This window comes from Rhodococcus sp. C26F (genome assembly GCF_053345925.1).
The window spans coordinates 26,178-51,978 of sequence record NZ_JBKFBA010000009.1 but is presented as its reverse complement, the minus strand read 5'-3'; the positions used below and the strand labels follow the sequence as shown (position 1 = coordinate 51,978).

General features: G+C 65.4%; 24 protein-coding genes and 1 pseudogene. 15 read left to right on the top strand and 10 right to left on the bottom strand.

Features of this window, described 5'->3' with window-relative positions; translation table 11 throughout:
* Positions 1-60 precede the first annotated feature (60 nt).
* Positions 61-714, bottom strand: coding sequence for a response regulator (locus ACLBYD_RS12735; RefSeq protein WP_447816715.1), 654 nt, complete (start codon positions 712-714; stop codon positions 61-63).
* Entirely contained in the window at positions 711-1,853 is a 1,143-nt protein-coding gene (locus tag ACLBYD_RS12730) for a sensor histidine kinase (RefSeq protein WP_447816714.1), read from the bottom strand. The genes ACLBYD_RS12735 and ACLBYD_RS12730 overlap by 4 nt, the downstream gene beginning before the upstream one ends.
* 121 nt (positions 1,854-1,974) lie before the next feature.
* Between ACLBYD_RS12730 and ACLBYD_RS12725 the strand changes: the two genes are divergently transcribed.
* From ACLBYD_RS12725 to ACLBYD_RS12695, 7 genes are all read left to right on the top strand, one after another.
* Complete coding sequence (locus ACLBYD_RS12725) at positions 1,975-2,943, top strand: ABC transporter ATP-binding protein (RefSeq protein ID WP_447816713.1); 969 nt, start codon at positions 1,975-1,977, stop codon at positions 2,941-2,943.
* A gap of 1 nt (position 2,944) precedes the next feature.
* Entirely contained in the window at positions 2,945-3,838 is an 894-nt protein-coding gene (locus ACLBYD_RS12720) for an ABC transporter permease (protein WP_447816712.1), read from the top strand.
* Between the two features lie 56 nt (positions 3,839-3,894).
* Positions 3,895-4,305 (top strand): LapA family protein, encoded by a 411-nt coding sequence (locus tag ACLBYD_RS12715; RefSeq protein WP_447816711.1) that lies wholly within the window; start codon positions 3,895-3,897, stop codon positions 4,303-4,305.
* A gap of 79 nt (positions 4,306-4,384) precedes the next feature.
* The gene (locus ACLBYD_RS12710; protein WP_447816710.1) at positions 4,385-5,545 is read left to right on the top strand and encodes a carboxylate-amine ligase; all 1,161 of its coding nucleotides are present in this window, start codon (positions 4,385-4,387) and stop codon (positions 5,543-5,545) included.
* A 122-nt stretch (positions 5,546-5,667) separates the two neighbouring features.
* The gene (locus tag ACLBYD_RS12705; RefSeq protein ID WP_447816709.1) at positions 5,668-6,735 is read left to right on the top strand and encodes a potassium channel family protein; all 1,068 of its coding nucleotides are present in this window, start codon (positions 5,668-5,670) and stop codon (positions 6,733-6,735) included.
* Between the two features lie 84 nt (positions 6,736-6,819).
* Positions 6,820-8,217, top strand: a complete 1,398-nt coding sequence (locus ACLBYD_RS12700) for an FAD-dependent oxidoreductase (protein ID WP_447816708.1) — start codon at positions 6,820-6,822, stop codon at positions 8,215-8,217.
* A gap of 313 nt (positions 8,218-8,530) precedes the next feature.
* Positions 8,531-9,901, top strand: coding sequence for a cytochrome P450 (locus ACLBYD_RS12695; protein WP_447816707.1), 1,371 nt, complete (start codon positions 8,531-8,533; stop codon positions 9,899-9,901).
* Positions 9,902-9,979: 78 nt separating this feature from the next.
* Here ACLBYD_RS12695 and ACLBYD_RS12690 read toward each other — a convergent pair whose 3' ends face one another.
* Positions 9,980-10,540, bottom strand: coding sequence for a TetR/AcrR family transcriptional regulator (locus ACLBYD_RS12690; RefSeq protein ID WP_447816706.1), 561 nt, complete (start codon positions 10,538-10,540; stop codon positions 9,980-9,982).
* A 241-nt stretch (positions 10,541-10,781) separates the two neighbouring features.
* Here ACLBYD_RS12690 and ACLBYD_RS12685 point away from each other — a divergent pair, with 241 nt between their 5' ends.
* The 4 genes from ACLBYD_RS12685 to ACLBYD_RS12670 all read left to right on the top strand — a co-directional run bounded on the left by ACLBYD_RS12685 (position 10,782) and on the right by ACLBYD_RS12670 (position 13,341).
* The gene (locus ACLBYD_RS12685; protein WP_447816705.1) at positions 10,782-11,744 is read left to right on the top strand and encodes an alpha/beta hydrolase; all 963 of its coding nucleotides are present in this window, start codon (positions 10,782-10,784) and stop codon (positions 11,742-11,744) included.
* 192 nt (positions 11,745-11,936) lie between these two features.
* Positions 11,937-12,464: an ester cyclase gene (locus ACLBYD_RS12680; protein ID WP_447816704.1), complete on the top strand. Its 528-nt coding sequence runs from the start codon at positions 11,937-11,939 to the stop codon at positions 12,462-12,464.
* A gap of 185 nt (positions 12,465-12,649) precedes the next feature.
* A complete protein-coding gene (locus tag ACLBYD_RS12675) occupies positions 12,650-13,090 on the top strand; it encodes an ATP-binding cassette domain-containing protein (protein ID WP_447816703.1) in 441 nt (146 codons plus the stop codon).
* Positions 13,091-13,137: 47 nt separating this feature from the next.
* The gene (locus ACLBYD_RS12670) at positions 13,138-13,341 is read left to right on the top strand and encodes a hypothetical protein (RefSeq protein WP_447816702.1); all 204 of its coding nucleotides are present in this window, start codon (positions 13,138-13,140) and stop codon (positions 13,339-13,341) included.
* A 220-nt stretch (positions 13,342-13,561) separates the two neighbouring features.
* Here the strand turns inward: ACLBYD_RS12670 and ACLBYD_RS12665 are convergent, their stop codons facing one another.
* Positions 13,562-13,843, bottom strand: a complete 282-nt coding sequence (locus tag ACLBYD_RS12665) for a hypothetical protein (RefSeq protein WP_447816701.1) — start codon at positions 13,841-13,843, stop codon at positions 13,562-13,564.
* Between the two features lie 203 nt (positions 13,844-14,046).
* On the opposite strand from ACLBYD_RS12665, the gene ACLBYD_RS12660 reads away from it, so the two are divergent.
* Positions 14,047-14,523 (top strand): 5' nucleotidase, NT5C type, encoded by a 477-nt coding sequence (locus tag ACLBYD_RS12660; protein ID WP_447816700.1) that lies wholly within the window; start codon positions 14,047-14,049, stop codon positions 14,521-14,523.
* Between the two features lie 266 nt (positions 14,524-14,789).
* On the opposite strand, the gene ACLBYD_RS12655 is transcribed toward ACLBYD_RS12660, so the two are convergent.
* Positions 14,790-15,290 carry a hypothetical protein gene (locus ACLBYD_RS12655; RefSeq protein WP_447816699.1) on the bottom strand — a complete coding sequence of 167 codons (501 nt, stop codon included), beginning with the start codon at positions 15,288-15,290 and terminating at the stop codon, positions 14,790-14,792.
* Positions 15,291-16,170: 880 nt separating this feature from the next.
* Between ACLBYD_RS12655 and ACLBYD_RS12650 the strand changes: the two genes are divergently transcribed.
* A complete protein-coding gene (locus tag ACLBYD_RS12650; RefSeq protein WP_081314714.1) occupies positions 16,171-17,652 on the top strand; it encodes a glyceraldehyde-3-phosphate dehydrogenase in 1,482 nt (493 codons plus the stop codon).
* A 593-nt stretch (positions 17,653-18,245) separates the two neighbouring features.
* Positions 18,246-19,650, top strand: a pseudogene (locus tag ACLBYD_RS12645) (selenium-binding protein SBP56-related protein).
* A 51-nt stretch (positions 19,651-19,701) separates the two neighbouring features.
* Here ACLBYD_RS12645 and ACLBYD_RS12640 read toward each other — a convergent pair.
* From ACLBYD_RS12640 to ACLBYD_RS12630, 3 genes are all read right to left on the bottom strand, one after another.
* Entirely contained in the window at positions 19,702-20,460 is a 759-nt protein-coding gene (locus ACLBYD_RS12640; protein ID WP_447816698.1) for a cutinase family protein, read from the bottom strand.
* Between the two features lie 139 nt (positions 20,461-20,599).
* Positions 20,600-21,499 carry an alpha/beta fold hydrolase gene (locus ACLBYD_RS12635; protein WP_447816697.1) on the bottom strand — a complete coding sequence of 300 codons (900 nt, stop codon included), beginning with the start codon at positions 21,497-21,499 and terminating at the stop codon, positions 20,600-20,602.
* A complete protein-coding gene (locus ACLBYD_RS12630; protein ID WP_447816696.1) occupies positions 21,496-22,179 on the bottom strand; it encodes a TetR/AcrR family transcriptional regulator in 684 nt (227 codons plus the stop codon). Before ACLBYD_RS12630 ends, ACLBYD_RS12635 begins: the two co-directional genes overlap by 4 nt.
* A 129-nt stretch (positions 22,180-22,308) precedes the next feature.
* Between ACLBYD_RS12630 and ACLBYD_RS12625 the strand changes: the two genes are divergently transcribed.
* On the top strand, positions 22,309-22,956 hold the full coding sequence (locus ACLBYD_RS12625) for a pyridoxamine 5'-phosphate oxidase family protein (RefSeq protein ID WP_232512278.1): 648 nt from the start codon (positions 22,309-22,311) through the stop codon (positions 22,954-22,956).
* A gap of 28 nt (positions 22,957-22,984) precedes the next feature.
* Here ACLBYD_RS12625 and ACLBYD_RS12620 read toward each other — a convergent pair whose 3' ends face one another.
* A complete protein-coding gene (locus tag ACLBYD_RS12620; RefSeq protein ID WP_447816695.1) occupies positions 22,985-24,268 on the bottom strand; it encodes a competence/damage-inducible protein A in 1,284 nt (427 codons plus the stop codon).
* Between the two features lie 24 nt (positions 24,269-24,292).
* Positions 24,293-25,777 carry an adenylate/guanylate cyclase domain-containing protein gene (locus tag ACLBYD_RS12615; protein WP_447816694.1) on the bottom strand — a complete coding sequence of 495 codons (1,485 nt, stop codon included), beginning with the start codon at positions 25,775-25,777 and terminating at the stop codon, positions 24,293-24,295.
* Between the last annotated feature and the right edge of the window lie 24 nt (positions 25,778-25,801).

Genomic DNA, 25,801 nt, shown 5'->3' with positions numbered 1-25,801 from the left:
GTACCGGGCAGATGAGCGCTGTTTGTGCAGAGTCGCTTGCTGTTCGGAGAACCGGCACCGTCACGGCTGCAGGCCCGATCGGATCGCGAACACGACCAGCTGTGCCCGGTCGCGAGCGCCGAGTTTGAGCATCGCGCGCGATACGTGCGTGCGTACGGTGTCGGGGCTGACGACCAACTCATCGGCGATCTCCTTGTTCGAGCGCCCCGTCGCGACCCACGCGACGACCTCACGTTCCCGCGCCGTGAGTTCCCCGATCCGGGGGTGTGGTTGTGCGGTGTCCTGTGTGTGGACGAAGTGCTCGATCACGCGCCGGGTGACCGACGGTGCGAGCAGCGATCCGCCGTCGGCGACGACGCGCACGGCATCGAGCAGGGCCGTCGGCTCAGCGTCCTTGAGCAGGAATCCGCTCGCGCCGGCGTGCAATGCCTCGAAGACGTATTCGTCCAGTTCGAAGGTCGTGAGCATCACGACGCGGACATCTCGCAGCGCAGGGTCGGCGGTGATCCGACGCAACACCTCGAGACCGTCCGGTGCGGGCATCCGGATGTCGCACAGAACGACGTCGGGGCGGATGTGCGCCACGACTACGAGTGCTTCTATGCCGCCGGCTGCTTCGCCGACGACGTCGATATCCGGTTCGGAGGCGAACAACGTCCGCAGGCCCACCCGGACGAGTGCCTGATCGTCGACGAGCACCACCCGCACGGTCACAGCGAGTCCTCCACACGCTCGGACGCACCGACGGGGAGCACCGCCCGCACCACGAATCCTCGATCGGGTCCGGGCTCGGCGACGAGCGTTCCGCCGAGGGCTGCCGCGCGATCCTCCATCGCACGGAGTCCGAGTCCGCCGGTGGATGCGTCCGTCGCGCGGCCGTGCCCATCGTCGGCGACCCGCACGGTCACCGTCTGCCCTTCACACGCGATTTCGACGATCACCGTGTTTGCCTGCGCATGCCGCAGAACGTTGGTCGTCGCCTCCGCGACGATCGAATATGCGACGTGATCGACGTCGGCGGGCAGTTGACGCGCCGGCACCTTCACGTCGACGTCGAGTCCGGCGGCCCGGATCCGATCGACGAGAACCGGCAGGTCGGCGAGACCGCGTTGCGGGCGGCGGGCGGCGGTGTCGCCGGTGAGGCTCGTGAGTTCGGCGCGCAGTTCACCGAGCGCATCGCGACTCGTGTCGCGGATGGCGACCAGCGCGTCCCGCACCGCGTCGGGATCGCGCTCGAGCACGTGCAGTGCGACGCCGGCCTGCATCGCGATCACTGCGAGTCCGTGCCCGACGCCGTCGTGCAGGTCGCGGGCGATCCGTAGTTGTTCCTCGGTTGCAGCGCGGCGGACCCGTTCGGCGTTCGCATCCCGCCGCGCCGACCGCCAGAAACCCACCGTAGCGCCGGCGACGGCGATGGCCGCGGTGCCGAGCGTCTGCCACATCGCGACCCACGCCGGATATCCGGTGACGACGACCCGTGCCGTCATCCCGGCGACCAGCACGAGACCTGCAGCGAGGCCCGGGACAGCGAGCTCTCGGACCGGCCTCACACCCGCCGCACCGAACGCCGCCAGGGCGGGTAGAAGGAAGATCGGCCCGTCGGCGCCGCCCGTCGCGAAGTACAAGCCCACGAGTGCAGGAGCCGCGATCAGGGCTGTTCGGGGCCATCGTGGAGCGGTCAGCGCGACCCCGACGCATGCCGCTGCGAGTACACCCGCGCCGATCATGGCGGGCAGCGGTCGCATGCTGTTTGCCCCGAGCGTCGCCACGGTGACCAGGGCAGCGAGAGTGACCGCGAACCCGACGCGGAGCATCACCGGGTCGGCGACCGCACGGCTGTGATCGATTCCCACGTCTTTCGACGCTAGCCGCGCCGGCCGATCGACGCGGTGCGCATTCTGTACGCAATTCTGCGTAGCTCGATCACGCCCGTCGGCGGACGACGACGGCGCCTTCCGGGACCACGATCGGAGCATGACCGAAGACACCCGAATCGCCACCACCGACCCACCCGGGCGGAGGCACTCCACCGGGACCGATATCGTCGTGGAGACCTCGGCCCTGACCAAACGCTACGGCGATCGCGCTGCCGTCGACTCCATCGACATGACCGTCCGACGTGGCGAGATCTACGGATTCCTCGGGCCCAACGGCGCCGGGAAGACCACGACGCTCCGCATGATCCTCGGCCTGATCCGCCCGACCTCCGGATCCGTCCGGGTTCTCGGCAGGACGGCCGGATCCCGTGAAGCATCAGCGTCCACGGGTGCTCTCATCGAAGGTCCCGGCTTCTTCCCGTACCTGTCGGGACGCGCGAACCTCCGCACCCTCGCACGCCACCGCGGGCTGAGCGACCGATCCGTCGAGAAGGTGCTGGCTCGGGTCGGCCTCGTCGACCGTGGCGGTGACGCGTACAAGTCGTACTCGCTGGGGATGAAGCAACGTCTCGGAGTGGCCGCGGCCCTGCTCGGCGACCCGGAGTTGATCGTGCTCGACGAACCCACCAACGGACTCGATCCGAGCGGCATGGCCGACATGCGGGCTCTCATCGTCGAACTCGCACGGTCCGGGCACACGGTGATTCTGTCGAGCCACTTGCTCGGCGAGGTCCAGGAGATCTGCGACCGCGTCGGTGTGATCGCGAACGGGCGCCTGGTGCGCGAATCGACCGTCTCCACCCTGCTCGGCGACGCGGTGCTGAAAGTTCGCGGCACGCCCGTGCATCGGGTGGTCTCGATCGCATCGGATCTCGCCGGAGAGAACGGGTTCGAAATCGACGGCGACTCGGTGCTGCTGGATCTGCCGCCCGATCGCGCCCCCGACGTCGTCCGCGCGCTCGTCGCCGACGGCGTGGATGTGTTGTCGGTCGGACCGGCCGAACGCACCCTCGAGGACGTGTTCCTCGAAATGACCACTGGTTCCACACCCACGAAGGGGGCGTGACATGTCCGCCTCGACACTCCGCTCGCACTCCGATTCCACCTCACTTGCCGCACGGCACAACACCGTTGCTCGGAGCTTGCGTGCCGAGCTGTACCGGTTGCGTTCGTGGCCGGCGATGTGGGCGACGGTCGGCACGTGGTTCCTGCTCGCGATGGTTTTCGGCTACGTGTTCCCGTACGTCTCCTACACGACCGGAACGGCCGGGTTCTCCACGGAAGGGGAGCCGACCGCAGCGTTGCTGCAGAGCGTCCTGCCCGAATCGATCCCTGACGTCCTGGTCCAGGGCACACCGTTGTTCGGTGGTGCGCTCGTGCTCGTCCTGGGTGCTCTCATCGCCGGGAACGGGTACAGCTGGGGAACGTGGAAGACCGTGTTCACTCACGGCCGTCTGCGCCCGACAATCGGTGCCCTGCTCGCTCTTGCGGTGATCGTTGCCGCGATGGTGGTCGTCACCGCTGTGCTGTGCACGGTCGTGTCCGTCTCGCTCGCCACGATCGAAACACAACCGCTCACGATGCCGTCGGCCGGCGCACTTCTTCGCTCCGCGGGTACGGCGTACCTCGTGTTCATGATGTGGGGAACGATCGGCTTCGCCCTCGGCACCTACGCCCGCAGTGCGGCGCTGTCGGTCGGCCTGGGTCTGGTATGGACGCTTGTCGTCGAGAATCTGCTGCGAGGCGTCGGCTCCGCGCTGCAGCTCGTCGAGGACGTGACGGCCTTCCTGCCGGGGACCGCAGCCGGATCGCTCGTCGGCGCGGTGACCGGGGGAGGGGACGGCACACCCGGGGTGGTGGATGTGATCTCGGGACCGAGGGCGCTCATCACCGTCACCGCCTACATCGTCGTCGCAGTGGTCACCACAGGGATTCTGGTGCGGAGCCGGGACGTGAACTGACCGCAAAGATTCTGCCGGTGGGATAACCGGAACAGGGCCGGGGTACCCGATCGAACATGACGACCAGCTCGAGGGGCCCCGGCGATTCGAACCCCGATTTCTCGCCGCCCGCGCGACGTAGCGAAACTCCGGTACCCCCATCCGGGGCGACACCGGATCCGGACGCTCCCAGCAGGCTGCATCCCGACGTCGCCCGGGGCAAAGGCATCAGAGGCACCCGCACCGGGGCGTTGTGGACCGCCCTGATCGTCGGTGTGTTGATTCTGCTGTTGCTGTTGGTGTTCATCCTGCAGAACCTGGACAGCGTCACCCTCGAACTGTTCGCGTGGGACTTCTCGTTGCCGCTGGGTGTGGCACTGCTGTTCGCTGCGATCGCCGGAGCGGTGATCGTCGGCCTCGCCGGGGGCCTGCGGATCCTGCAGCTCCGCCACGCCGCCAACCGGCAACGCGCACGCACCGTCCGGTAAGACAGATCCCCGACTGCAGTACACCCACGCCGGCCGCTCTTCCTTCGTAGAGTGAAAGATCTCGAGTGGGGAGAACGCCATGGCCATGGCCGCCACAGGACCGACCGACACCTCTCCTGTGCGCGGCGGGGCGGCGGCCACGATCGGCGTCGAAGAGGAATTCGTCCTGGTCGATCCCCGTACCGGTCGTCCCCTCCTGCGCAGTCTCGATGTGATCGAGGCCGGGCGCGCACTCGGCATCGAGCTCGGGGTCGAGCTCTCCCCGTGTCAGGTCGAGACCGCCACCGCGGTATGTACACACCCGCAGGACCTACGCGAAGAGCTGCGCCGCTCCCGCGCGACGGCCGCCGACGCCGCAGCGCGCGCAGGATGCCGGCTCGTAGCGGTCGGCACACCGATCTTCGAACCTCCGAGCGGATCGGTCACCGCCACGCCTCGCTACCAACGCATGGCACAGCACTATCATGGCGTCGCCGACGGCGTGATCTGCGGATGCCACGTGCATATCGGTGTCGACGATCGTGACCGCGCGGCCCAGCTCATCAACCATCTGCGCCCATGGCTTCCCGCCCTGCTGGCGCTGACCGCCAACTCGCCGATCGCCGACGGCCGGGACACCGGATATGCCAGCTGGCGATACCTGCGGTGGGGGCGCTGGCCGAGCGCGGGACTGCCCCCGCAGTGCGCCTCGGCCGCGGAATACGACGCGGCGGTCGAATCGCTGCTCACCACCGGCACGATCCTGGACCCCCGAATGGTCTATTGGGATGTGCGGATCTCCGCGCATCATCCGACCCTCGAGATCCGCATCGCGGATGTGCCCGCGACCGTCGAGGAGACCGTCACGCTGGCCACCTTGGTGTATGCATTGGTCGCCCGGGCGACGGCGTCGATCGAACGCGGCGAGGCGGCGCCCTCGGTCGACCAGGAGCTGCTGCGCGCGGCGTGCTGGAGAGCCGCGCGGGACGGTCTGGCCGGGCACGGTGTGGATCTCGGCTCTGCGCAGTTGGTTCCGGCCGTCGACCTGATCCGGCGACTGCTCGTGCAGGTCCGGCCGATCCTGGAGGAACTCGACGTCTACCGCTCCGTGCACGACGCTCTGTCGGAAATCCTGGATCGAGGTAATGGGGCGATCAGGCAGCGTCGCATTCTCGAGAGCGGGGGTTCCTTCACCGATGTGGTTGCCGACGCGACGCGACGCACTGTGGAGGGCTACGGGCCGGATCTGCGTCCGTCATGACCGACACGACAGCCGGGGTGCCCCGCTTGCGGACCGACGCTCATCGGGGAGCAGATCGTCCTAAGCTGACGGGCATGACTGGGGTAGTCCGGTGAGCGGCCGAGGGATGGGTGCGTTCGATCATGCCCGGTAAGTTGCGGGTTCCGCTGGGGCGCCCGGACACCCTCACCGACCGTCCCGACTTCGCGCTTGTGGGTGTACTGCGCGTACCGCAGGAGCTCACCAGTCCGGGCCGCGCGATCGTACGCCGGATCGGTTACGCCCTGGCGGCGCTGATGGTGGCGGTGATCGTGGTGTATCTGGGTCGGGACGGCTACCGCGACGTGCAGGACAATCCGCTCTCGCTGCTCGACTGCATCTACTACGCCAGCGTCTCACTGTCGACCACCGGTTACGGCGACATCGCGCCACTGACACCGCAGGCCCGGCTGATCAACGTCCTGGTCATCACACCTTTGCGGGTGTTCTTCCTGATCGTGTTGGTCGGTACCACCTTGTCGGCGCTGACCGCGGATTCTCGGCAGGCATTCAAGATCCAGCGGTGGCGGCGGCGCACCCGCAGTCACACCGTGGTCGTCGGTTACGGCACCAAGGGCCGTAGCGCTGTCGATGCCCTGCTCGCCGATGGGCTTCCTCCTTCGGAGATCGTGGTGGTCGACACCGATCCGATGAGTCTGGACGCCGCGTCGCGTCAGGGACTGGTCACCGTGCACGGCTCGGCCACCAAGTCGGATGTCCTGCAACTGGCCGGGGCGCGGCATGCCGCGTCGATCATCGTGGCCGTGAGCCGGGACGACACCGCCGTTCTGGTCACCCTCACCGCGCGCCAGCTCGCCCCGCAGGCACGCATCGCTGCTGCGGTGCGCGAATCGGAGAACACCCATGTGCTGCGCCAGTCCGGCGCCGATACGGTGGTGGTCTCGGCCGAGACCGCAGGCCGGTTGCTGGGTTTGGCTCCCGCCACGCCCACGGTGGTGGAGATGATCGAGGACCTGCTGACCCCGGAGGCCGGTTTCGCGGTCTCCGAACGTGAGGTCGCCCCGCACGAAGTCGGCGTCCCGCCACGCCAGTTGCCCGAGATCGTGCTCGGCGTCGTCCGTGGCGAACAGTTGATCCGTATCGATTCCTTCGGGAGCGGTGTCGTTGCCGCGGACGACCGGTTGTTGTACGTGCGTCTGGTGTCGAACTGACAACAGGCAGCTCGCAAGCTCGGATCGCATTACCCCCCCGAGTGAGGGATGGTTCTCGCCCTGTTGTGACAACACACTGAAGCCATGACCGAGATCAGGAACTCGACTGCGGTAGTGATCGGTGCCGGAGTAGGGGGTCTGCTGGCCGCGCGTGCGCTCAGCGATCGCTTCGATCGAGTGATCGTCGTCGAGCGCGACACGTTGCCCGAAGCACCGAGTGTTCGGTGGTGTGTGCCGCAGGGTCGGCATGCTCATGTCTTGACCGTGCGGGGCAAGGAGATCATGGGTGAGTTGTTCCCCGGCTTCGTCGACGAATTGATCGACCGCGGTGCTCCGACAGGAGATCAGCTCGCCGACTTCCGATTGGTCTTCGATGGTCGCCGATGGGCGAGAGATCGTTCCGGGGTCCGTCCTGTGCTCGTCAGCCGTCCGTTTCTCGAGTGGCATCTACGCAGTCGGCTCGAGTCCGTCTCGAATGTGGAGATCATCGATCGATGTCCGGTCCACACGATCGCCCTGGATCCCGTCGATCGCGCTGTAACCGGAGTGCTGGTGTACGACGGGAAAGACGGTACGGAGAGCCGGCCGATCCCCGCGGACCTGCTCGTCGATGCCTCGGGTCGTAGTTCGAAAGTGCACAAGTTGCTGGAGCTGGAGGGGTTCGCGTCACCTGAAGAGCAGAGAATGTCCATCCGTCTCACCTACGCCACTCGCCGCTATCGACGAGAGCCGTCGCACTTGCAGGGCGATATCGGTCTGCTCGTCGAGGCGAGTCCGAGCAATCCTCGTAGTGGATTCCTACTGGCACAGGAGGACAACAGTTGGATCGTGACACTGGCCGGTTACGGTGACGACGCGCCACCACTGGACGAGGATCGGTTCGTCGGCTTCGCGGCTTCCCTCCCTGCGTCGGAGTTGGCGGAGTTGCTGCGCAACGCCGAGCCTCTCGGTCCGTCGGTTCACTATCGGGTTCCGTCCACTGTGCGTCGTCGCTTCACGGGTGCCCAACTGCCCAGGGGATACCTACCGTTCGGTGACACGATCTGCAGCTTCAATCCCGTTTATGGGCAGGGCATGAGCGTCGCGGCTATGGAAGCGCTCGTTCTTCGCGAGTGTTGTGCTGGGAACGAGGACACGCTTGCGTACCGGTTCCTGCGCGGAATCGAACCTATCCTCGACGAGGCGTGGTCGATGTCTGCCGAATCGGATCTGCGGATGCCTGTCGTGGAGGGGGATCGGTCTGTGCAGACGAGGCTGATGAACGCCTACCTGGGCTTGCTGTATCGGGCCGGCGTCGGTGACCCCCGAGTGGGAGCTGCATTCGCGCGAGTCGCCCATCTTCTCGACCGCCCCGAGTCATTGATGCGCCCAACGATGTTCGCGCGCGTGGTATGGGGGAGTGCGCGCCTCGGTCTATCGAGGAAATCGGATGACCGAGACTCTGTGTCGGGCACTTTCGCACAACAGGGGGTGGTGTCGTAGGGGGCGGAACGGTCTCGACGGGTCGCGGCAGTGAATCATCCGGGTGACACATTGTCTCGTCGAGATAATGCGTTCGAGCACAACAAAAATCGTTTACGTATCGTGCAGGCGGTGGCGATATCCGGACGCGGACGTCTTGGACGCTGCCACCGTGCTGCGGTTCCGCAGCTACTGCGCCGTTCTGACGTGTGCTCCCGTATTGACGGGTTGCACACGTCGAATTCGTGGTCATGACCTTGTCAAATCGGATGTGCCGGAAAGAAAATCGAGGTTTGGTCTGGTATGCGCGCGCGTTCGGAGGGACACCTGACTCATGGCCAGGACAGCCGAACAAGCCCAAAACTCTCCTCTCCCGCCCGCTGTGTCGATGCCGTGGATCAACCGCATCCGAGCACTTCGCAAGTTCGATACCGGCCCCGAAACGTTCCGTGATGCCGGAGGGCCGGTCACCCTTGTTCGTACCGGTCCCGGACGATGGACGCCGACGTTCGCCATCGTCACGTCACCGCAGGGCGCTCACGATGTGCTCGGCGGCGCCGACGGTGCCTTCGACAAAGAGACAGAGCTTTTCGTCCAGGCACGGCTATGGGGCGGAAAGAACGTGTTCAATCTTCCTCACGACCCGTGGGTGCCTCGTCGACGAGCGCTGCAACCGTTGTTCACGAAACAACACGTCGCTCTCTACGCCGATCGTATGGCGGAAACTGCCGACGCTATGGCGACGGAGTGGCTCGAGCGCGGCACAGTCGACCTCGATCGGGAAACGCGAAGGCTGACCTTGCGAGTGCTCGGACGATCGCTGTTCGGGATCGACCTCAGCGGGCAGGCCGACACCCTCGGGCCGCATCTCACCCGAGCGCTGCAGTTCGTCACCCGTCGCGGATTGCAGCCTGTGCGGGCCCCGGCCTGGATGCCGACTCCCGCCCGGCACCGGTACCACAAGTCCATGGTGGTCATCACCGAAGCACTCGAGGAAGCGATGGCGGACGCGCGCACCGGGTCCGACACCAGCGCCGAATTGATTCGACGATTCTTCGAACTCACCGATCCGGCGACCGGTATGCCGTTCAGTGATGAAGACATTCGAAATGAGCTGTTCGCCTTCCTGTTCGCTGGTCACGACACCACCGCCACCACGCTGACGTACAGCCTGTGGCAATTGGGCCGTAACCCGGAGATGCAGGATCGTGTGGCGGAGGAAGGTAGTGCAGTCGGTGATCGTCCTCTACAGGCAGCCGATATCGGCCGCTTGCCGTACACCGTGCGCGTGCTCCATGAAGCATTGCGGATGTGTCCTCCAGGGGCGATAGTGGGGCGGAGGGCGATGCGGGACGTCGAGGTGGACGGTTACCGGATCCCGGCCGGAACGAATGTGGCGGTGGGAATTTACGCGTTGCATCACGACCCTGCGCTTTGGGATGATCCGGAACGCTTCGATCCGGATCGGTTCGACCGGGAGCGATCATCGCCACCCTCGCGCTGGCAGTATCTGCCGTTCGGTGGAGGGCCCCGTACCTGCATAGGTGACCACTTCGCCATGCTCGAAACTACTCTGGCTCTGGCTGGAATCGTCCGAACGGTGCGGAGCGAATCCCTTACAAACGACTTCGCGGTGGTTACACCTTTCACCCTGGTTGCCGCCGGACCCGTTCCGGCACGGATGCAGGCGAGAACCGCTGCTTGAGTTCGCTACTCGTGGATGGAGGCCCCGATTCAACCGGGCTTGTTGTTCCGGTTCGTTCCTGTGCCGACGAGCCTGGTGCTACTTACCGGCCAGCGCGGAGTTGATGAGGATTTCCGCTGCAGCACGTGCCTGTGTCGCGGCATCCGTCGTGCCCGCGATGGCCGCGGTGGTCTGAGCGCCTTCGGCGAGGATGGCGAGCTGAGGAGCGAGAGAGTCGGGTGCACCGGCCTCGGCGACGAGGCGCGCAACGTAGCGCTGAAAATCGGCTTTGTGCTCGCGCACGATCTCGGCGACGCGCGGGTTCGCCGACCCGAGTTCGCCGAAGGCGTTGATGAATCCGCAGCCGCGGAAGTGAGGGTCTGCGAACCATTCGCTCAGGAAGTCGTACACGGCCAGTAGGCGGGCTGCCGGGTCGGCGATCGCGTCGACCTTCGCTTCGACCCCCTTGGTCCACATCTCGTGACGGCCGGCGAGGACAGCCGCGATCAACTCGTCCTTCGAGGGGAACTCCTTGTAGAGCGCGCGTAGCGATACCCCGGCGGCATCGCGCACGGCGTCCATGCCCACCTGGCCGAAGCCGCGGCTGTAGAAGAGTGCATCGGCGGTTTCGACGATGCGGGTACGGATCTCCTCGTTCACGCCGCCAGTCTACGCACCCTGAGAACGCTGGTTCTCCAGGCCTCGGTCCGGGCCGGCAAGGGATCTGCCGATGCATTCGTCCACCGCGTCGGCTGGGGGTGTTCTGCCTCCTCGGGCTGGGTTCCGACGAAAATTCTCGGCCCTCTCTTGACGCTGAGAACGATCGTTCTCTACAGTCGACGCCAGAGCGAGAACGATCGTTCTCGATCTCCGGCGTCACCGATCAAAAGGAAGTTCCGTCATGTCCGCGAACCCGAAGAACATCTCCCTCGAGCCGGCCGCTCAAGCGTTCGTCGAGGCGACCGCCAACCCGCCGTACCTCTACCAACTCGCGCCCGAAGACGGCCGAAAAGCTGTCGACGGCGTGCAGGACGAACCGATCTTCAAGCCGGTAATTGATGACGAATGGATCGAGATCCCCGGTGGCCCGACCGGGACGGTCCAGGTCCGCATCGTGCGCCCGGCCGGGGTCACCGGCATGCTCCCGGTCATCGTCTACACGCACGGCGCCGGATGGGTCTTCGGCGACGCCCACACCCACGATCGCCTCGTGCGCGACCTCGCCGTGGGTGCGAACGCCGCCGTCGTCTTCCCCGAATACGACCGTTCACCCGAGGTGCGCTACCCGCACGCACTCGAGCAGGTCTGGGCCACCGCGCAATGGATCGCAAGCGCCGGCGCCGACAAGAACCTCGACGGCACCCGCCTGGGGGTCGCCGGTGACTCGGTCGGCGGCAATATGACCGCGGCCCTGACTTTGCTCGCCAAGGAACGTGGTGGCATCGACATCGCCGCCCAGGTCCTGTTCTACCCGGTCACCGACGCTGCGTTCGACACCGTCAGCTACCACGAGTTCGCCGAGGGATACTTCCTCACCCGCGAGGGCATGAAGTGGTTCTGGGACCAGTACGCGACCGACGAGGCCGAACGCGCCCAGATAACCGCCTCGCCGTTGCGCGCGACCACCGACCAGCTCAGCGGATTACCGCCGGCGCTCGTCATCACGGCCGAAGCCGACGTGCTGCGTGACGAGGGCGAGGCCTACGCCGCGAAGCTCCGTCGGGCCGGTGTTCCCACAACAGCAGTGCGCTATCAGGGCATCATCCACGACTTCGTCATGGTCAACTCGCTGCATGACACGTTCGCCGCTAAGGCTGCGGTTGCCCAGGCGGTTGCGTTCCTCCGAGACGCTCTGCACGCGTAGCCGATTCACGCTGCGGCGCTCGCACGATGTCGGAGACGAGCGCCGCAGCGTCGTGTCGGGGTGACCGTGACCTTTCCGGCGCTTCCCGGCATCGTTGGGGGGGAGTCGTTTGCGTCCGCGTTCGGACAGGCGGGCGTTAGCCTCGAAAGAGGAAGATTCCGTGCAGTAACACCACCGTGCATGGGAGCAGAGATGCCCGATCACACCGTTTCCTCCACCCCGATCGCACCGCCGAGCGATGCCTCTCGGACGCAACTCGTGCAGTGGGCGATCGGGCGCATCAGCGCCCAGGATCTCGACAGTCTGCGCAACTTCTGGACCGCCGACACCACCGTGCATTTCCCTACTGGGACGTGTCACGGCCGCGCCGAGGTCGTGGCCTACTTCGAAGAGGTCTTCGCCGCTCTCGCTGACTTCACCCTCGAGATCGTCTCGGCCGCCGAGTCTGGACACCATGTCCTCGTCCACTGGCACCTGACCGGGCAGCACGTCGGAACCTTCATGGGCATCGCCGGCACCGGGCGACACATCGACCTCGAGGGATTCGACCACTTCGTCGTCGAGAACGGCCATGTCGTCACCAACACTGTGCGCTACGACCAAATGGAATTCGCCCGCCAGATCCAGTTGCTACCAGCCGACGGGTCGATTGCCGATCGCGCAGTGAAGGCGGCGTTCAATGCCGCAACTCGTGTCAGGCACCTTGCCCGCAGACGGTAGACGACCCGGCCGGCACGGTTACGAGCTGTTCTTCCGCCGAAAGTGCGGCCGCGAAACACCGTCGGCTGAGCCTTCGATAGGTCGATGCATCGGCACGGCGCGCGTCGGTCACGGACATGCGAAGGACCGATCCGGCGGAGATCCGACGTTGTTGACAGCAGCGCACCAGGCTCGACACTGATTTCATGCCAGCCGAACTGCGCTCTCTGACCGTGCACATCGACACCGGTCGTTGGAGCGAGACGGTTCTCACCGAGGTGAGTTTGGAGGTTCCGGCCGGATGTATCACCGCCCTGTTGGGAGGTCCCGGCGCCGGGAAAACGATGATCACCTATGCCCTCACCGATCGTCTGCCCGTGACCGCGCAGATCACCGGCGAGGTGCTGATCGAGGGCACCGTCGGCTACATACCCCAGGACGGCATCGGCGCCTTCGTCCCCGACCGCACCGTCGGTGAGCAACTGCGGGCGCTCAGCAGCAGCAGGGCAAGCGGACCGTCGCTCGAGCGTGTGAGGCGGCCTACTATCCGGTCGACGCACTCGAGTCTCTGCCGACACACCATTCGGCTGGGCACATTCAGCGCGCGGCTCTCGCGGCGGCCCTGCTCGTTGCTCCCGACATTCTGATTGCGGACGGTCCGACCGCCTCTCTGGACCGGGGGACCGCATTCGGCGTGTGGACATCGCTTCGCGAGTGTGCTGACAGCGGGACGGCTCTGCTCGTGGTCACCGGCGATGTCCCCATGCTCACCGCCACCGGCTACGCAGATCTGATCGCGATCGTCGAAGAGGGACGGTTGCTCGCTACGGGGACCATGGAGGAACTAGCAGATTCCGCGAACCCGCGGGTGCAGTCGTACTTCCGGCCGGGACTCTGAGATGTTCCGAACGGCGGGTGCCCTGCCGCCAGGACCCCGTCCGACGGCAGCGAAGGTCCGGTCGGTTGTCGGGAGCACCGAAATGCCCGGACGGGTCGAACACCGGTCCTGAACTGGGGCGATGACACGTCCTCCGGGTCGGGACAGCCTCACTGCCGGCGCTGGGAAACGCACATCCTCGGAGCGGTTCTCATCCGGAGAAATACGTGATCGCCCCTGGTCACGGTGTTTCGCCGAAGTCCTCGGGGGTGAAGTCTCGCAGCTGCCCGTTGACTATGTATCCACGGTGTTCGAGGGTCTGGAGCGCCTCGATGTGCTCCTCCCGGCTGGTGTCCGGGTGGATGCGTAGTCCGTCGACGGTCGCCGGGTACCCCGGCCCGTGGCTCATGAGGTCGACCAGGGTCCAGAGTGCGACGGGATCTCCCATGAGGTCTTCACTCCACCGGTGCGGGATGTTGACTCCATCGGAGGTGGTCATGGGAGGCAGGGTGTTGTCGCTCATGGCCTCGACAGTAGGTCGCAGGCGGCCTCGGTTACAGGGGTCGACCCGACTGGCCAGTACAACGAACCGTCCCACTCGGCGGACTGCCTTCGCGTCGATATGCCGGCCTGACGGACGGGCCCTTGTGAATCAATGGGCTCAACTCACGCTGAAACGCAGGGCGTAAGCGCACCGCCTCACGATGCCGCAGGTATTGTCACCACGTGACTGATCGTCGAAAGATCCTCTACGTCGACCTCGACAACACGCTGGTTCACTTCAAGTCCGGAATCGATCGGCTCGGCGCTGCCGACTTCCAGGAATACCAGGACCGCTATGACGAGGCACCCGGGATCTTCGCGCTGATGGATCCCATCGACGGTGCGATCGACGCATTCACACTGCTGGCCGAACACTTCGATGCGTACATCCTCTCGACTGCACCGTGGAAGAACCCGTCAGCGTGGTCGGACAAGCTACTGTGGGTACAGAAATATTTCGGCATCGAGCCCACCTCCGTCGCCTACAAGCGATTGATCCTGTCGCACCACAAGAACCTCAATCACAGAGACTTCCGGATCGACGACCGCGACCACAATGGCGCGAAGGACTTCACGGGTGAACTGGTCAAATTCGGCAGCGCCGAGTTTCCCGACTGGGATGCGGTAACCGCCCATCTTCTGGCTGCAGTCAGGAACTAGCGCCATCTCGCAGGCTGCGGACTGGGTCGAAACGATCAGAAACCCTGCAACGCCCACTAAGCAAGTCTTCCTCGGCCTCGTCATTTCTCACGGGTTTGCCACGTGCAGCAGGGTCTTGGCATCGGAACGCGCGAGCCGCGGATTTTCGCAGCTCGGAGTAAGTCCTGGGCTCTGCCCCGGTTGTGTGAAATGACAAGTAGATCTGTTGGCGGTTCGAAGGTTTTGAGAAGGCCGGAGTTCGGTCGAAAAGTCACCGAAATGGGAACTCAGTGACATCTGTCGAAATTCAAAATTTTCTGATGGTATGGATTGACGGTCGTATGGCCGACGAACGAGGCAGTTTCAGTGCTCCCGTCCGAGTAGGTCGCGACCGTTTTCCCATGGCAAGTGTTGGCGAAGGCTCCCTGCGTCGAAGTGCTCGCAGCGAGTTTTCCTTCGGTCGTCGCAGTGACCGTGGGCAATGATGGATCCAGCGGGATGCCAGTGATTTCCTCGGTGAAATCCGATTGGATGACTCTCCTTCCACCCGGATTCTCGAGAAGGTGATCCGTAGATGTAACGGTGCCGGTCAAGGTATACGTGGGTCCACCGTTGCACGTCACGGGTCCATCGAGCGTGTAGGTATAGGAGTAGGTTCCGGTGCTGCGCTCGACCGGATTCGCAGGTGCGACGCCCGCTACACCGATCGAGCCGCACGCGATTACCATTCCGGCGGCGAGTGCAACCACAGTTCGGTTCGTACCAATATCTTTGCTGCGTCGGGCCATGCGTGTCAGGTTCGAATTCCCTCATTTGCGCGAAGTGATGAGGATTCGCAAAGTTATTCGCGGTGCGCGCCGAGGTGGATCGTTCGTGGAGAGCTTTCACTCCAAGTGCTTCGCGAGGACATGGATCGGCTTATCTGAAATATTCTATGATTCGGCGGATCGGTCGCATCGAACATGCGGTACGTATGACCGCTTCAGTCGGGCACGGTGGCGGGACGACCAGCGGGGTGTCCACATGCATCGACTCATCGACCTCCATGCGATGGAGGCGCCCGCACGGATGCCGGAACGGTTCGCGTTCGGTATCGGTGAATGGCACGGTGTACACACAGGCCAGCGTGGCCGTGGCGCAGCGAACGGGCAATCTCGGCGGCGATATGTCGGTGTACTCGTCGACGCCGCGGTGATCCGTCGAGGTTGAGACGTGCACCCCGAAAGGGACGCGTCGACGGGTGGTGCAACCGATGGTCCTCCTCATTGCGCTGTCAGAAATAGGACGTGACCCGGATTCATTTGCGCGCAGGAATATTGATGACGCAATACCCGCCGGTGGACTCTTGATACCATCCCGCATACCGCCACAATTGTTGTGACTGGCGACACACGCAGCTCGCCGGTTCATCTACAGCTCCGGGGTCGACGAAGCCTTCCTATCGGGGGAGAGACGATCAGCTTCACGCACGCGCGGGCACGTTTCGCCTACCGGGCGTCGAACCGTGAGAGCTCTTTCATATGCTTGGCGGTACGCACGCCGTAATCGGCGTCGGTCGCGTACGGTTCCACCGATCCGGACACCGACCGGCGAGTGACGTGCGTCTCGTCTGGGCTGCACCCAACAGCCTGCGACGTGTCAGACGAGCCGGAAAGGCAGAGGAGCGCAGTGAGCACCCCGGAATTGGCACAGTGGAACTCGCAAGAGGCTATTGCGGAAGCAATGATCCCGATCATCGGCGGTCTGCACCGCCGGCATTCGGTCACGATCTTGCTTCACAGCCGCTCCCTCGTGAACAAGTCGGTGATCGGCATTCTGCGGACGCACCGTTTCGCGCGTCAGATCCGCGGCGACGAGCTGTCGGTCGAGGCAACCTTCCCGTTCCTCGAGGCATTGACCGACCTCGACCTGCAGCCGTCGAAGATCGACCTCGGCCTGCTGGTGACGGCTTATCAGGCCGAGGGTGCCGGACGGTCCATCCCGGAGTTCGTCGCCGAGACCCTCTCGGACCTGGTCGGTGGTGCTCAGACGAGCCCCGCGAAGCCGCAGGACGTGGTCCTGTACGGCTTCGGTCGGATCGGTCGCCTAGTCGCCCGTCTTCTTATCGAGAAGGCCGGCTCGGGTAACGGCCTGAACCTGCGCGCTGTGGTGGTGCGGAAGGGCAGCGGCGACGACTTGACCAAGCGTGCCTCGCTGCTGCGTCGCGACTCCGTCCACGGGCAGTTCAACGGCACGATCAAGGTCGACGCCGAGAACAACGCCTTGATCGCCAACGGCAACGTCATCAAGTTCATCTATAGCAACGATCCGGCGAGCGTGGACTACACCGAGTACGGCATCGACAACGCCATCCTGATCGACAACACCGGCATCTGGCGCGACCGTGACGGGCTGTCGAACCACCTTCGCCCCGGTATCGCCAAGGTGGTGCTCACCGCGCCGGGCAAGGGTGATCTCCCGAACATCGTGCACGGCGTCAACCACCGCGCCATCGACCCGGATGAGAAGATCGTCTCGTGCGCGTCCTGCACCACCAATGCCATCGTGCCGCCGCTGAAGACCATGGACGACAAGTTCGGTGTGGTGCGCGGCCACGTCGAGACGGTGCACTCGTTCACCAACGACCAGAACCTGCTGGACAACTACCACAAGGCCGACCGTCGCGGTCGTTCCGCGCCGTTCAACCTGGTGCTCACCGAGACCGGCGCCGCTTCGGCGGTCGCGAAGGCGCTTCCCGATCTGAAGGCGAAGATCACCGGCAACTCGATCCGCGTTCCTACGCCGGATGTGTCCGTCGCGATCCTTCACCTTCAGCTGACTCGTGAGACCACCAAGGAAGAGGTGCTCGAGCACCTGCACCAGGAGTCGCTCACCGGTGCGCTGCGCCGCAACCTCGACTACACCTCGGCCACCGACGCAGTGTCGAGCGACTTCATCGGCTCGCGCGCGGCGTGCATCATCGACGCCAATGCAGCGATCGTGGACGGCGACACCGCCATCCTCTACGTCTGGTACGACAACGAGTTCGGTTACTCGTGCCAGGTGGTGCGAACGGTCCAGTACCTGTCGGGTGTGGAATACCCCGTCTATCCCATCACGGAAGCCGGCCCCGTGGAGCACGTCGAGGAACCTGCCGCTGCACAGGCATAACAGTCCTGCGCAGACTGCAGTAACGACAGTCCTCTAGGGACTCATCGAGGAGGGAACCCACCCTTACCTGAGGATGGGTTCCCTCTTGCGTTGCGCTATTGGTGGCGTCGAGGAGGAGTAGCGGCCGTCGAAACTCGGGGGAGGTTGTGTGCGGTTCCGGTGAAGAACTCGCACAGAACCTCCCCTTATTTCGTCACTTTTTCGCCGTGCCGCTGCAACCAGACCTTCCCGGCCGGGAAGTGGCCGATCACATGGTGTTCGACGACGTTCACGACGGGCGGCCCGCCGCATGCCACGGTGGACGCAGCTGGACCTTCAGTGCGAGGGCCCCGGACGGGCCGAGAAGTGTTGTCGCGAGCGACAGTCCGCGTTCGTATCTGTACCGACGACGCAACGCCTGGAAGCGCGGATACCGGATGTGGAGCGGGGTTCTACCAGCGACCTGACGAACATGTAGCTGTTGTCGTCGGCAGCGGGTGAGGACGAACCATCATCCGGAGCTCTGCACGCTCCCATGAGTTCGCCACGGTTCCGTCCTTCACGCGATCCTCGTACTCTGACTCGTGGGGTCTCCTCGACGAAGGAGGCTGAAAATGAGTCAGCCGATCACAGACCCGACCTTCTATCGGACCGCGGCAGACGCGGCCGCCGCCCCACCGGAGCGATTGGCCTACGTGGTCGCGTTCGATCGTGAGGCGGACAAACCCGACGCCATGAGCGTGATCGACGTGGATCCCGACTCGGACACCTACGGCCGGGTGGTGGGCTGGACCGAGGTACCCGGACTCGGCAACGAACTGCACCACTTCGGTTGGAACGCCTGCAGCAGCGTTGAAGCACGAAGGTCACGATATGACGGGGTTGGCGCGCCGATACCTCATTGTGCCGGGCATCCGCTCGTCGTCCCTGTTCGTGCTCGACACCGAACCCGACCCACGTCAACCCACCGTGACCAAGGTCGTGGATGCTGCCGATCTCGCCGCCAAGGCGGGCTACTCTCGACCGCACACCTTGCACTGTGGACCGGACGGGGTGTTCATGACGTGCCTGGGCGGTGCCGACGGATCGGACGGCCCGGGCGGGATCGCCCTGCTCGATCACGGCACGTTCGACGTGCTCCGGCAGTGGGAAACCGACCGGGGGCCGCAGTATTTCGCGTACGACGCCTGGTGGCATCTCAATCGGAACACGTTGATCAGCAGCGAATGGGGCACACCGTCGATGATCGAGGACGGATTGGTACCCGAGCTGCTACTGGCGAACGAATACGGCCATGCCATCCACTTCTGGGACCTGTCCACCGGTGAGCACCAGCAGCGAGTGGATCTCGGCGCGCAGTACCAGATGCCGCTCGAGCTGCGCCCGTCGCACGACCCGGAGGCCACGTGGGGATACGTCGGCGTGGTCGTCTCGACCGAGGATCTGTCCGCGTCGGTGTGGCGTTGGCGCCGCGGTGACGACGGTTGGGCCGTGGACAAGGTGATCACCATCCCGGCCGAGCCGGCAGACTCGGATGTACTGCCGCCGGCGCTGAAGCCGTTCGGTGCGGTGCCGCCGCTCGTCTCCGACATCGACCTGTCCGTCGACGACGCGTTCCTCTACGTCTCGTGCTGGGGTACCGGCGAGCTCAAGCAGTACGACGTGCGTGACCCCGCCCATCCGAAGGAGACCGGGTCCGTCCGACTCGGTGGGATCGTCGGCCGCCGTGCCCATCCGGCGGTACCGAGCGAGCCGCTGGCCGGCGGTCCGCAGATGGTCGAGATCAGCCGGGACGGCAAGCGGGTCTACGTCACCAACTCCCTGTACGGGGCCTGGGACGACCAGTTCTACCCGGACGGGGTCGGCGCCTGGATGGCACTGATGCACACCGACCCTCATGGCGGGATGGAGATCGACGATCGCTTCTTCCCGCACGGCGACGACTTCCGGGGACTGCGGGCGCACCAGGTTCGCCTCCAAGGTGGCGATGCGTCCTCGGACTCCTATTGCTATCGGTAACGACCGCTCGGACCCAAAATCTCCCGCGGCGAACTCTCCGGCCCGACTCGGTCAGGGCTGGTAGTCGGGGTACTTCGTGTGCAACTGGAAGTACCCCGTCACGTTCTCGCGGAGCCAGTCCTTGCTGTCCTCGGGTGTGCGACCGTCGCAGACCGCGTCGCCTTCGATGCAGACTCGTTCGACGTGGATCTCACCGAAGTCGTTCCGGCCGCCGCCGAGCGTCACGCCGGGAGCGACGGGACCCGGGAACAGGGTCTCGACGCCGCGGTCGTCGCGGGGATCGGAGTAGAGGATGCCCGAGATCCGTTCGGGGGGAACGGACCCGTCGGCTGCGATCTCGGCGAGAACATCGCCCGCGATCGAGGCGCCCTGCGAGTAGCCGAGCACCAACAGGTCCGAGTCGGGGCAGGTGCTGTGTCGGACGGTGATGGTCTGGCGGAGTCGCTGATGCCCGATCTGCTTCGACCTGTCGTAGGCGATGGTGCCGTCGTCGTCGATGCCGTCGAAATCGTCGTGCGAGCCGGTCCCGGGCAGCGGCACGACCACTGCGGGGTAGCGGATGTGTTCGACCACGGTGCCGGGAGCCTCGAACCGAGCGGAGATCTTCGCCAAGGGGGATTCCGGATCGATCGAGTCGAGGGTTTCGAAGCCGCGGGTTCCGTCGACGGCGAGGACGTACCGCTCAGGGCAGTTGCGGACCGGGTCGGCGGACACGGAACCGACCGGACCCGCGACACTCAGACCTGCGGTGAGCAGACCTGCGGCGAGCAGGCCGACGGTGCGAGTGCGTCTGCGATCGATCCGGGACATGCGCGATTCTCCTCGTGTGCCCCCGACAGACAACAATTGAGGTCGATGATATCGATGTCCCGTTTGTTCGTCATGTTAAGGATGCGCGCTTTTCGGTGATCGTGGTCACCCCTGACCGGTGACTCCGGTGGCATGTCCGTCAGGGCTGCTCGGCCGGGGTACGGGCGGCCAGCTCGGTGATGAAGCCGGCGATCTCGTCGGGGTTCTCTTCGGCCATGAAGTGGCCGCTGGTGGTGGCCTGGTAGGTGAAATCGGGTGCCCACGCCCGCCAGAGGGCCGAGGCGTCGAAGCCCAGCTGAGAGCCCCAGTCCTGGGAGATGACCGCGACGGGCATGGTGAGCCGAGCCCCGCCTTCGCGGTCGGCGAGGTCCATGTCGAGATCGATGCCGGCGGTGGCGCGGTAGTCGGCCACGATCGAGTCGACGGAGTTGATCGAGCTGGTGACGTAGTGATCGCGCTCCTCGGGCGTGAAGGTGGTTCCGGTGGGGTCCCACGCATCGAGGAACGAGCCGAAGAACTCCGGGGCGACGGCGGCGATCATCTTCTCGGGCATCCCTGCGGGCTGGGCCATGAGATAGAGGTGCCAGGCCACCTTCGCGTTCACGCCCTGGAGTACGGCCCAGGTGTCCATCGTGGGAAGGACGTCGAGGATGCCGAGGTAGTCGACGGCGTCGGGGTGGTCGAGTCCCGCGCGGACGGCGACGAGCGCACCGCGGTCGTGACCGACAAGGCCGAAGTGGTCGAAACCGATCTCGCGGGCGACCGCGATGATGTCGTTCGCCATGGTGCACTTGGAATACGTCTCGGGGTTGCCGGCCGGGGGTTGGGCGCTGGCGCCGTAGCCGCGCAGGTCGGGGACGATCACGGTGTGGTCGTCGGCGAGTGTGTGGGCGACATGGCGCCACATGTAGTGGGTCTGCGGGAAACCGTGCAGCAGGACGACACCCGGCCCCTGCCCACCGATGGCGACGTTGAGCTTCACGCCGCCGTCCCCGGTGATCGTGCGGTAGGTGAAGTCCTCGATGGTGCAGATGGTCATGGGGTCTCCGTAGTCGTAGTCGTGGTGGAGGTTTCGGGGTGGCCGGAGAAGATCCCGGCGGGCAGGTCCGTTCGGTCGGCGGACGCGGTGAGCGCGGGAATGATGACGGTGTCGACGAGGGCTTCGAGGTAGGTGTCGTCGACGGTGAGGCCGTTCGCTCGTCGCAGGAGCAGGACTGTGCCCACGACCTCCTCGTATGCGAATGGTTGAGCGCCCGAAGGGAGTTCGCCTCGTGCCACGGCGTCGTCGAGGACCGCCTGGGGGAGGCGCGCGCCCGTCGGGCCGACGGTCTCCTCGATGGCGTCGCACAACTCCGGGTCTTCGAGTCCCGCGTGGAGCAGCATGAAGGCGGCGTTGCTGTCGGTTGCGGACATGGTGAGGCTGAGGCGTTGCGCAAGCATCAGCAGATCGTCGCGGAGTGTTTCGCCGCGCCGGAGTGGGACCGCCGAGGGATGCGCAGGGGCGTCCTTCACTGCTGTGAGCACCATGTCGCGCTTGGACGGCCATCGTCGATACAGCGTTGCCTTCGACGCCTGGCAACGTCGAGCGACCGCCTCGAATGTCACGCCCTCGTAGCCTTCCTCGGCCAGTAGTTCGAGAACGGTGGTGGTGATCCGACGCTCGAGTTCGGCGTCGCGTGGACGTCCGCGTTGCACAGGCGGCTCATTCAGATACGACACGTTCCGTATCGTAAACCAGATGGCCGCTGTCGGCGAACTGCAGGGTCGACACCCGCGTCTTTCTGGTCACGGTCGATTGTGATGCACTGTCTCGTTGTCGGCATAACGGACATCGGCGAGGAGATCGGTATGGGTTCGAGGTATCACCATCTGGCGTTCGGCCCGGAGGCGGTCGCGCGTCAGGAAGCTGCGGGCAGCATCGTTGCCTATGGTGCCGACCTCGACGAACCCGACCGAGGACCTCAGCCGTTGGGCGACCGGGAACTCGCTCTCGTACGCGAAAGCTTCCAGTTCCATATGGCGACGGTGACCCCGAGCGGATGGCCCTATGTCCAGTACCGCAGCGGACCCGTCGGGTTCCTGCACCACCTCGGTGGGCAGACGATCGGGTTCGCGGACCACCGAGGCAATCAACAATTCGTCTCGGTCGGGAACATCGCGGACAACGGAAGGGTCGCGCTGTTCCTCGCGGACTTTCCGCTGAAGAGACGGTTGAAGCTCTTCGGTACCGCGCGGGTGGTCGATGCGGAAGACGACCCGCAGCTTCTCGACCGGCTGCGCGATCTCGGCGACGGGCGGAGAATCTCGGCGCGATGCGAACGAAGCATCGTCATCGAGGTCGAGGCCTTCGACTGGAACTGCTCTCGGAGCTTGATCCCGCAGTACACCGACGAAGCGGTCCGCGCCCGGATCCGTCCCTACATCGACGAGATCAACGACCTCCGAGCCGAAGTGGATTCTCTTCGGACTCAGCTGAAGGCGGCACGCGAGGGCTGACAACCGCCGAGGGTGCGCGCGTGCAGGCTCAATCCCGACCGAGCTGTGTGACAACCAGATGCAGTGCTGCGGTGGTGGTCAGAGTCCGGACCCGTTCGCGGTCGCCGGGGAAACGGCGGGTGACCGTGTACGTCGGTCGTCCCTCGATCGCGACGCCGAAGCAGACCGTCCCCACCGGCTTGCTCTCGGTGCCACCGTCGGGGCCGGCGATCCCGGTGGTGGAGACCGCGACGTCGACCTTCAGGCGACGTCGGGCACCCTCGGCCATGGCTGCGGCGACCTGCTCGCTCACCGCGCCGTGCTCCGCGATCATCTCGGCCGGTACGTCGATCAGATCGGACTTCGCGTCGTTGGAGTACGAGACGACGCCACCCATGACATAGGCCGACGACCCGGGGCGGTCGGTCAGACGCGCAGCGACGAGTCCGCCGGTGCACGACTCCGCAGTCGCGATCGTGCGGCCGTCGAGGGCGGCGATCAGCTGGTCGTCGATGGTGGAACCGTCGGTCGAGAAGATCTGGCGTCCATGGTGTTCGGTGAGGACGTCGAGAAGGCGATGGTAGATGTCCGCGTCACCGGAGGCGACTCGCGTGACCATGTCGAGTTCGCCGTGTCGGAGGCATGTGGTGATCTCGAGGCGTTCGAGGCCGGCGATCTCTGCTTCGGCCCGGCGCAGCGTCTCGGCGAGTTGTGCCTCGTGCAATCCGTAGGCGCGCACGGTGTGCTGCTGCAGGTCGTCGGCTCGCGCCAACACGTCGGCGACCGGGGGGGAGGCGACCGCGCTCGGCCACATCGCCTGCAGCTCACCGGGCGGGCCGGGCAGGATGACGATGGTCGGTACCGGCCCGTCGTCGGCGACCGCGGGGATGACCACGCCCGGCGCAGTACCGGTGGGCGGCAGGGCGGTGGCACCGGCGGGCACGTGCGCCTGCTTGCGGATTCCGATACGCGTCGGCCCGGCGTCGAGATCCGGGGTGTCCGGGCGGAAGCGGCGGATGACACCTGCGATGTGTTCTTCGAGTTCGGGGTCGAGCAGCAGTTCGCGATCGCAGAACTCGGCGACGGTGGGGACGGTGAGGTCGTCGGCGGTGGGACCGAGGCCCCCGCTGGTGACGATGAGATCGACGCCCTGCTCGGCGAGGAAGCGCAACTGTGCGGTCAGGTCGGCGGGCCGGTCACCGCAGATCGTGATGTGGGCGACGTCGACGCCGAGTTTCAGGAGTTGGTCGGACAACCACGGTCCGTTCAGGTCGGAGATCCTCCCGGTCAGCACTTCGGTCCCGGTCACGATGATTCCTGCACGCACGCTCACGGAGCCGAGCCTAGTCGGCGACGATCATCGTGGACGCCTCACTGCTCTGTTGCGACGGTCTGCGAGGCGGGCGAGCTCACGAAGCATGCCGGGAGCCCGGCGCGCCATGGTCAATACTGCCCGGTCCGAGACGGTCGGGCGTGGTGGCAGCGCAGGCTGTGCAGGACGGGCCCCGATCGACGCCCTGAACACCTGCACCTGACCGGGCACACCTTTGAGCCGATGCCTGCCCAGGTCGGTGAAATCGAAATCTCCGCCGACCGCAAGCTCGCGCACCGCCTGTGAGCATCGCACCTCGCCAGGCCCGGAGGAGGCAGCGATCCGCGCTCCGATATGGACCGTCATTCCGGTCAACCCGGGACCGGCGCGGGTCACCGACCCGACATGCACGCCGGAGCGCACAGAAAATCCGAGAGTCGATGTCGATCGGATGATCCGGTGCGCGCACTGCAGTGCGGCCACTGGACCGTCGAAGACACTGAGGGTCCCATCGCCCGCGATGCCCACCAGCGTGCCTCCGCCGGCCTCGACCTCCGCGCGCACGAGTCGGTCGTGCGCGCCCAGCAACCTCGCGAACCGGTTGTCACCGACCTCCGCGAGCAGGTCGGTGGAGCGGACGACATCGGTGAACAGAACCGCGCCCAGGAACCGATCGGCCTCGACCGGATGGTCCGTGCCGCTGACGAGTTCCTCCACGTGGTCGAGAACAGGAATCAGCACTTCACCCAGCGTTGCGCCGAGGGCGATCGGTGGCAGCTCGTAGAAGCGGCCGTTCGGAATCTGCGCGGCCATCCTGCGGCCGGCCTCTCGAGCGAACAGAGTGTCCGGCTGATGCAACACCTTCGTCGGGCATTGGATTGCCGGCAGAATCAAGGAGTAGTTCGCGCGGAGAGCCCACTCGAGATGTTTCTGGGCAGTTCTCGGTGTGGCGGAGCAGCGTTCGAGCAGCGCCATGATCCGTCGATTGTGTGGGACATCGAGGGTCGGGTGCGTCAGGGACGTGAGCTTCCCTTGACCCCAGCATGCGTACGCATCCCGATACGACTCGACGAACCGGTCTCGCTCGTCAGCAGTCCATCCCGGTGGCGGATCACCGTCGGACAGCAGGGTATCGGACCAGGGTTCGGCGAGGACCAGTCCGGAAACGCGGTCGGGGTGCCGAGCGGCTACCAGGGCAAGGGGCCCGCAGGTGCTGGCCGCGCCGACGAGCGTGGCGCGATCGACCTCGGCATCGTCGAGCACCGCGACGACGTCGTCGGCCTGCTCCTCGAGCGTGGGGACGTGCTCGACGGGATCGGACAGTCCGAATCCGCGTCGCTGGAAGAACAGCGAACGCGCGAAGCGGGCACAACGTTCGAAGTTGTAGTGGAAGTGCGGATCGGTCCACATCAGGTCCGGATGCATCATGTCTTCGAAGAACCACGCGATCGGATGTGGCCCCTCACCCACGATCTGATACGCCAGTGCGGCGCCGTCGCGCTGGATGTACCGCGTCACGGGCGGATCCATGGGAACAACGATAGGCGCCGGTCG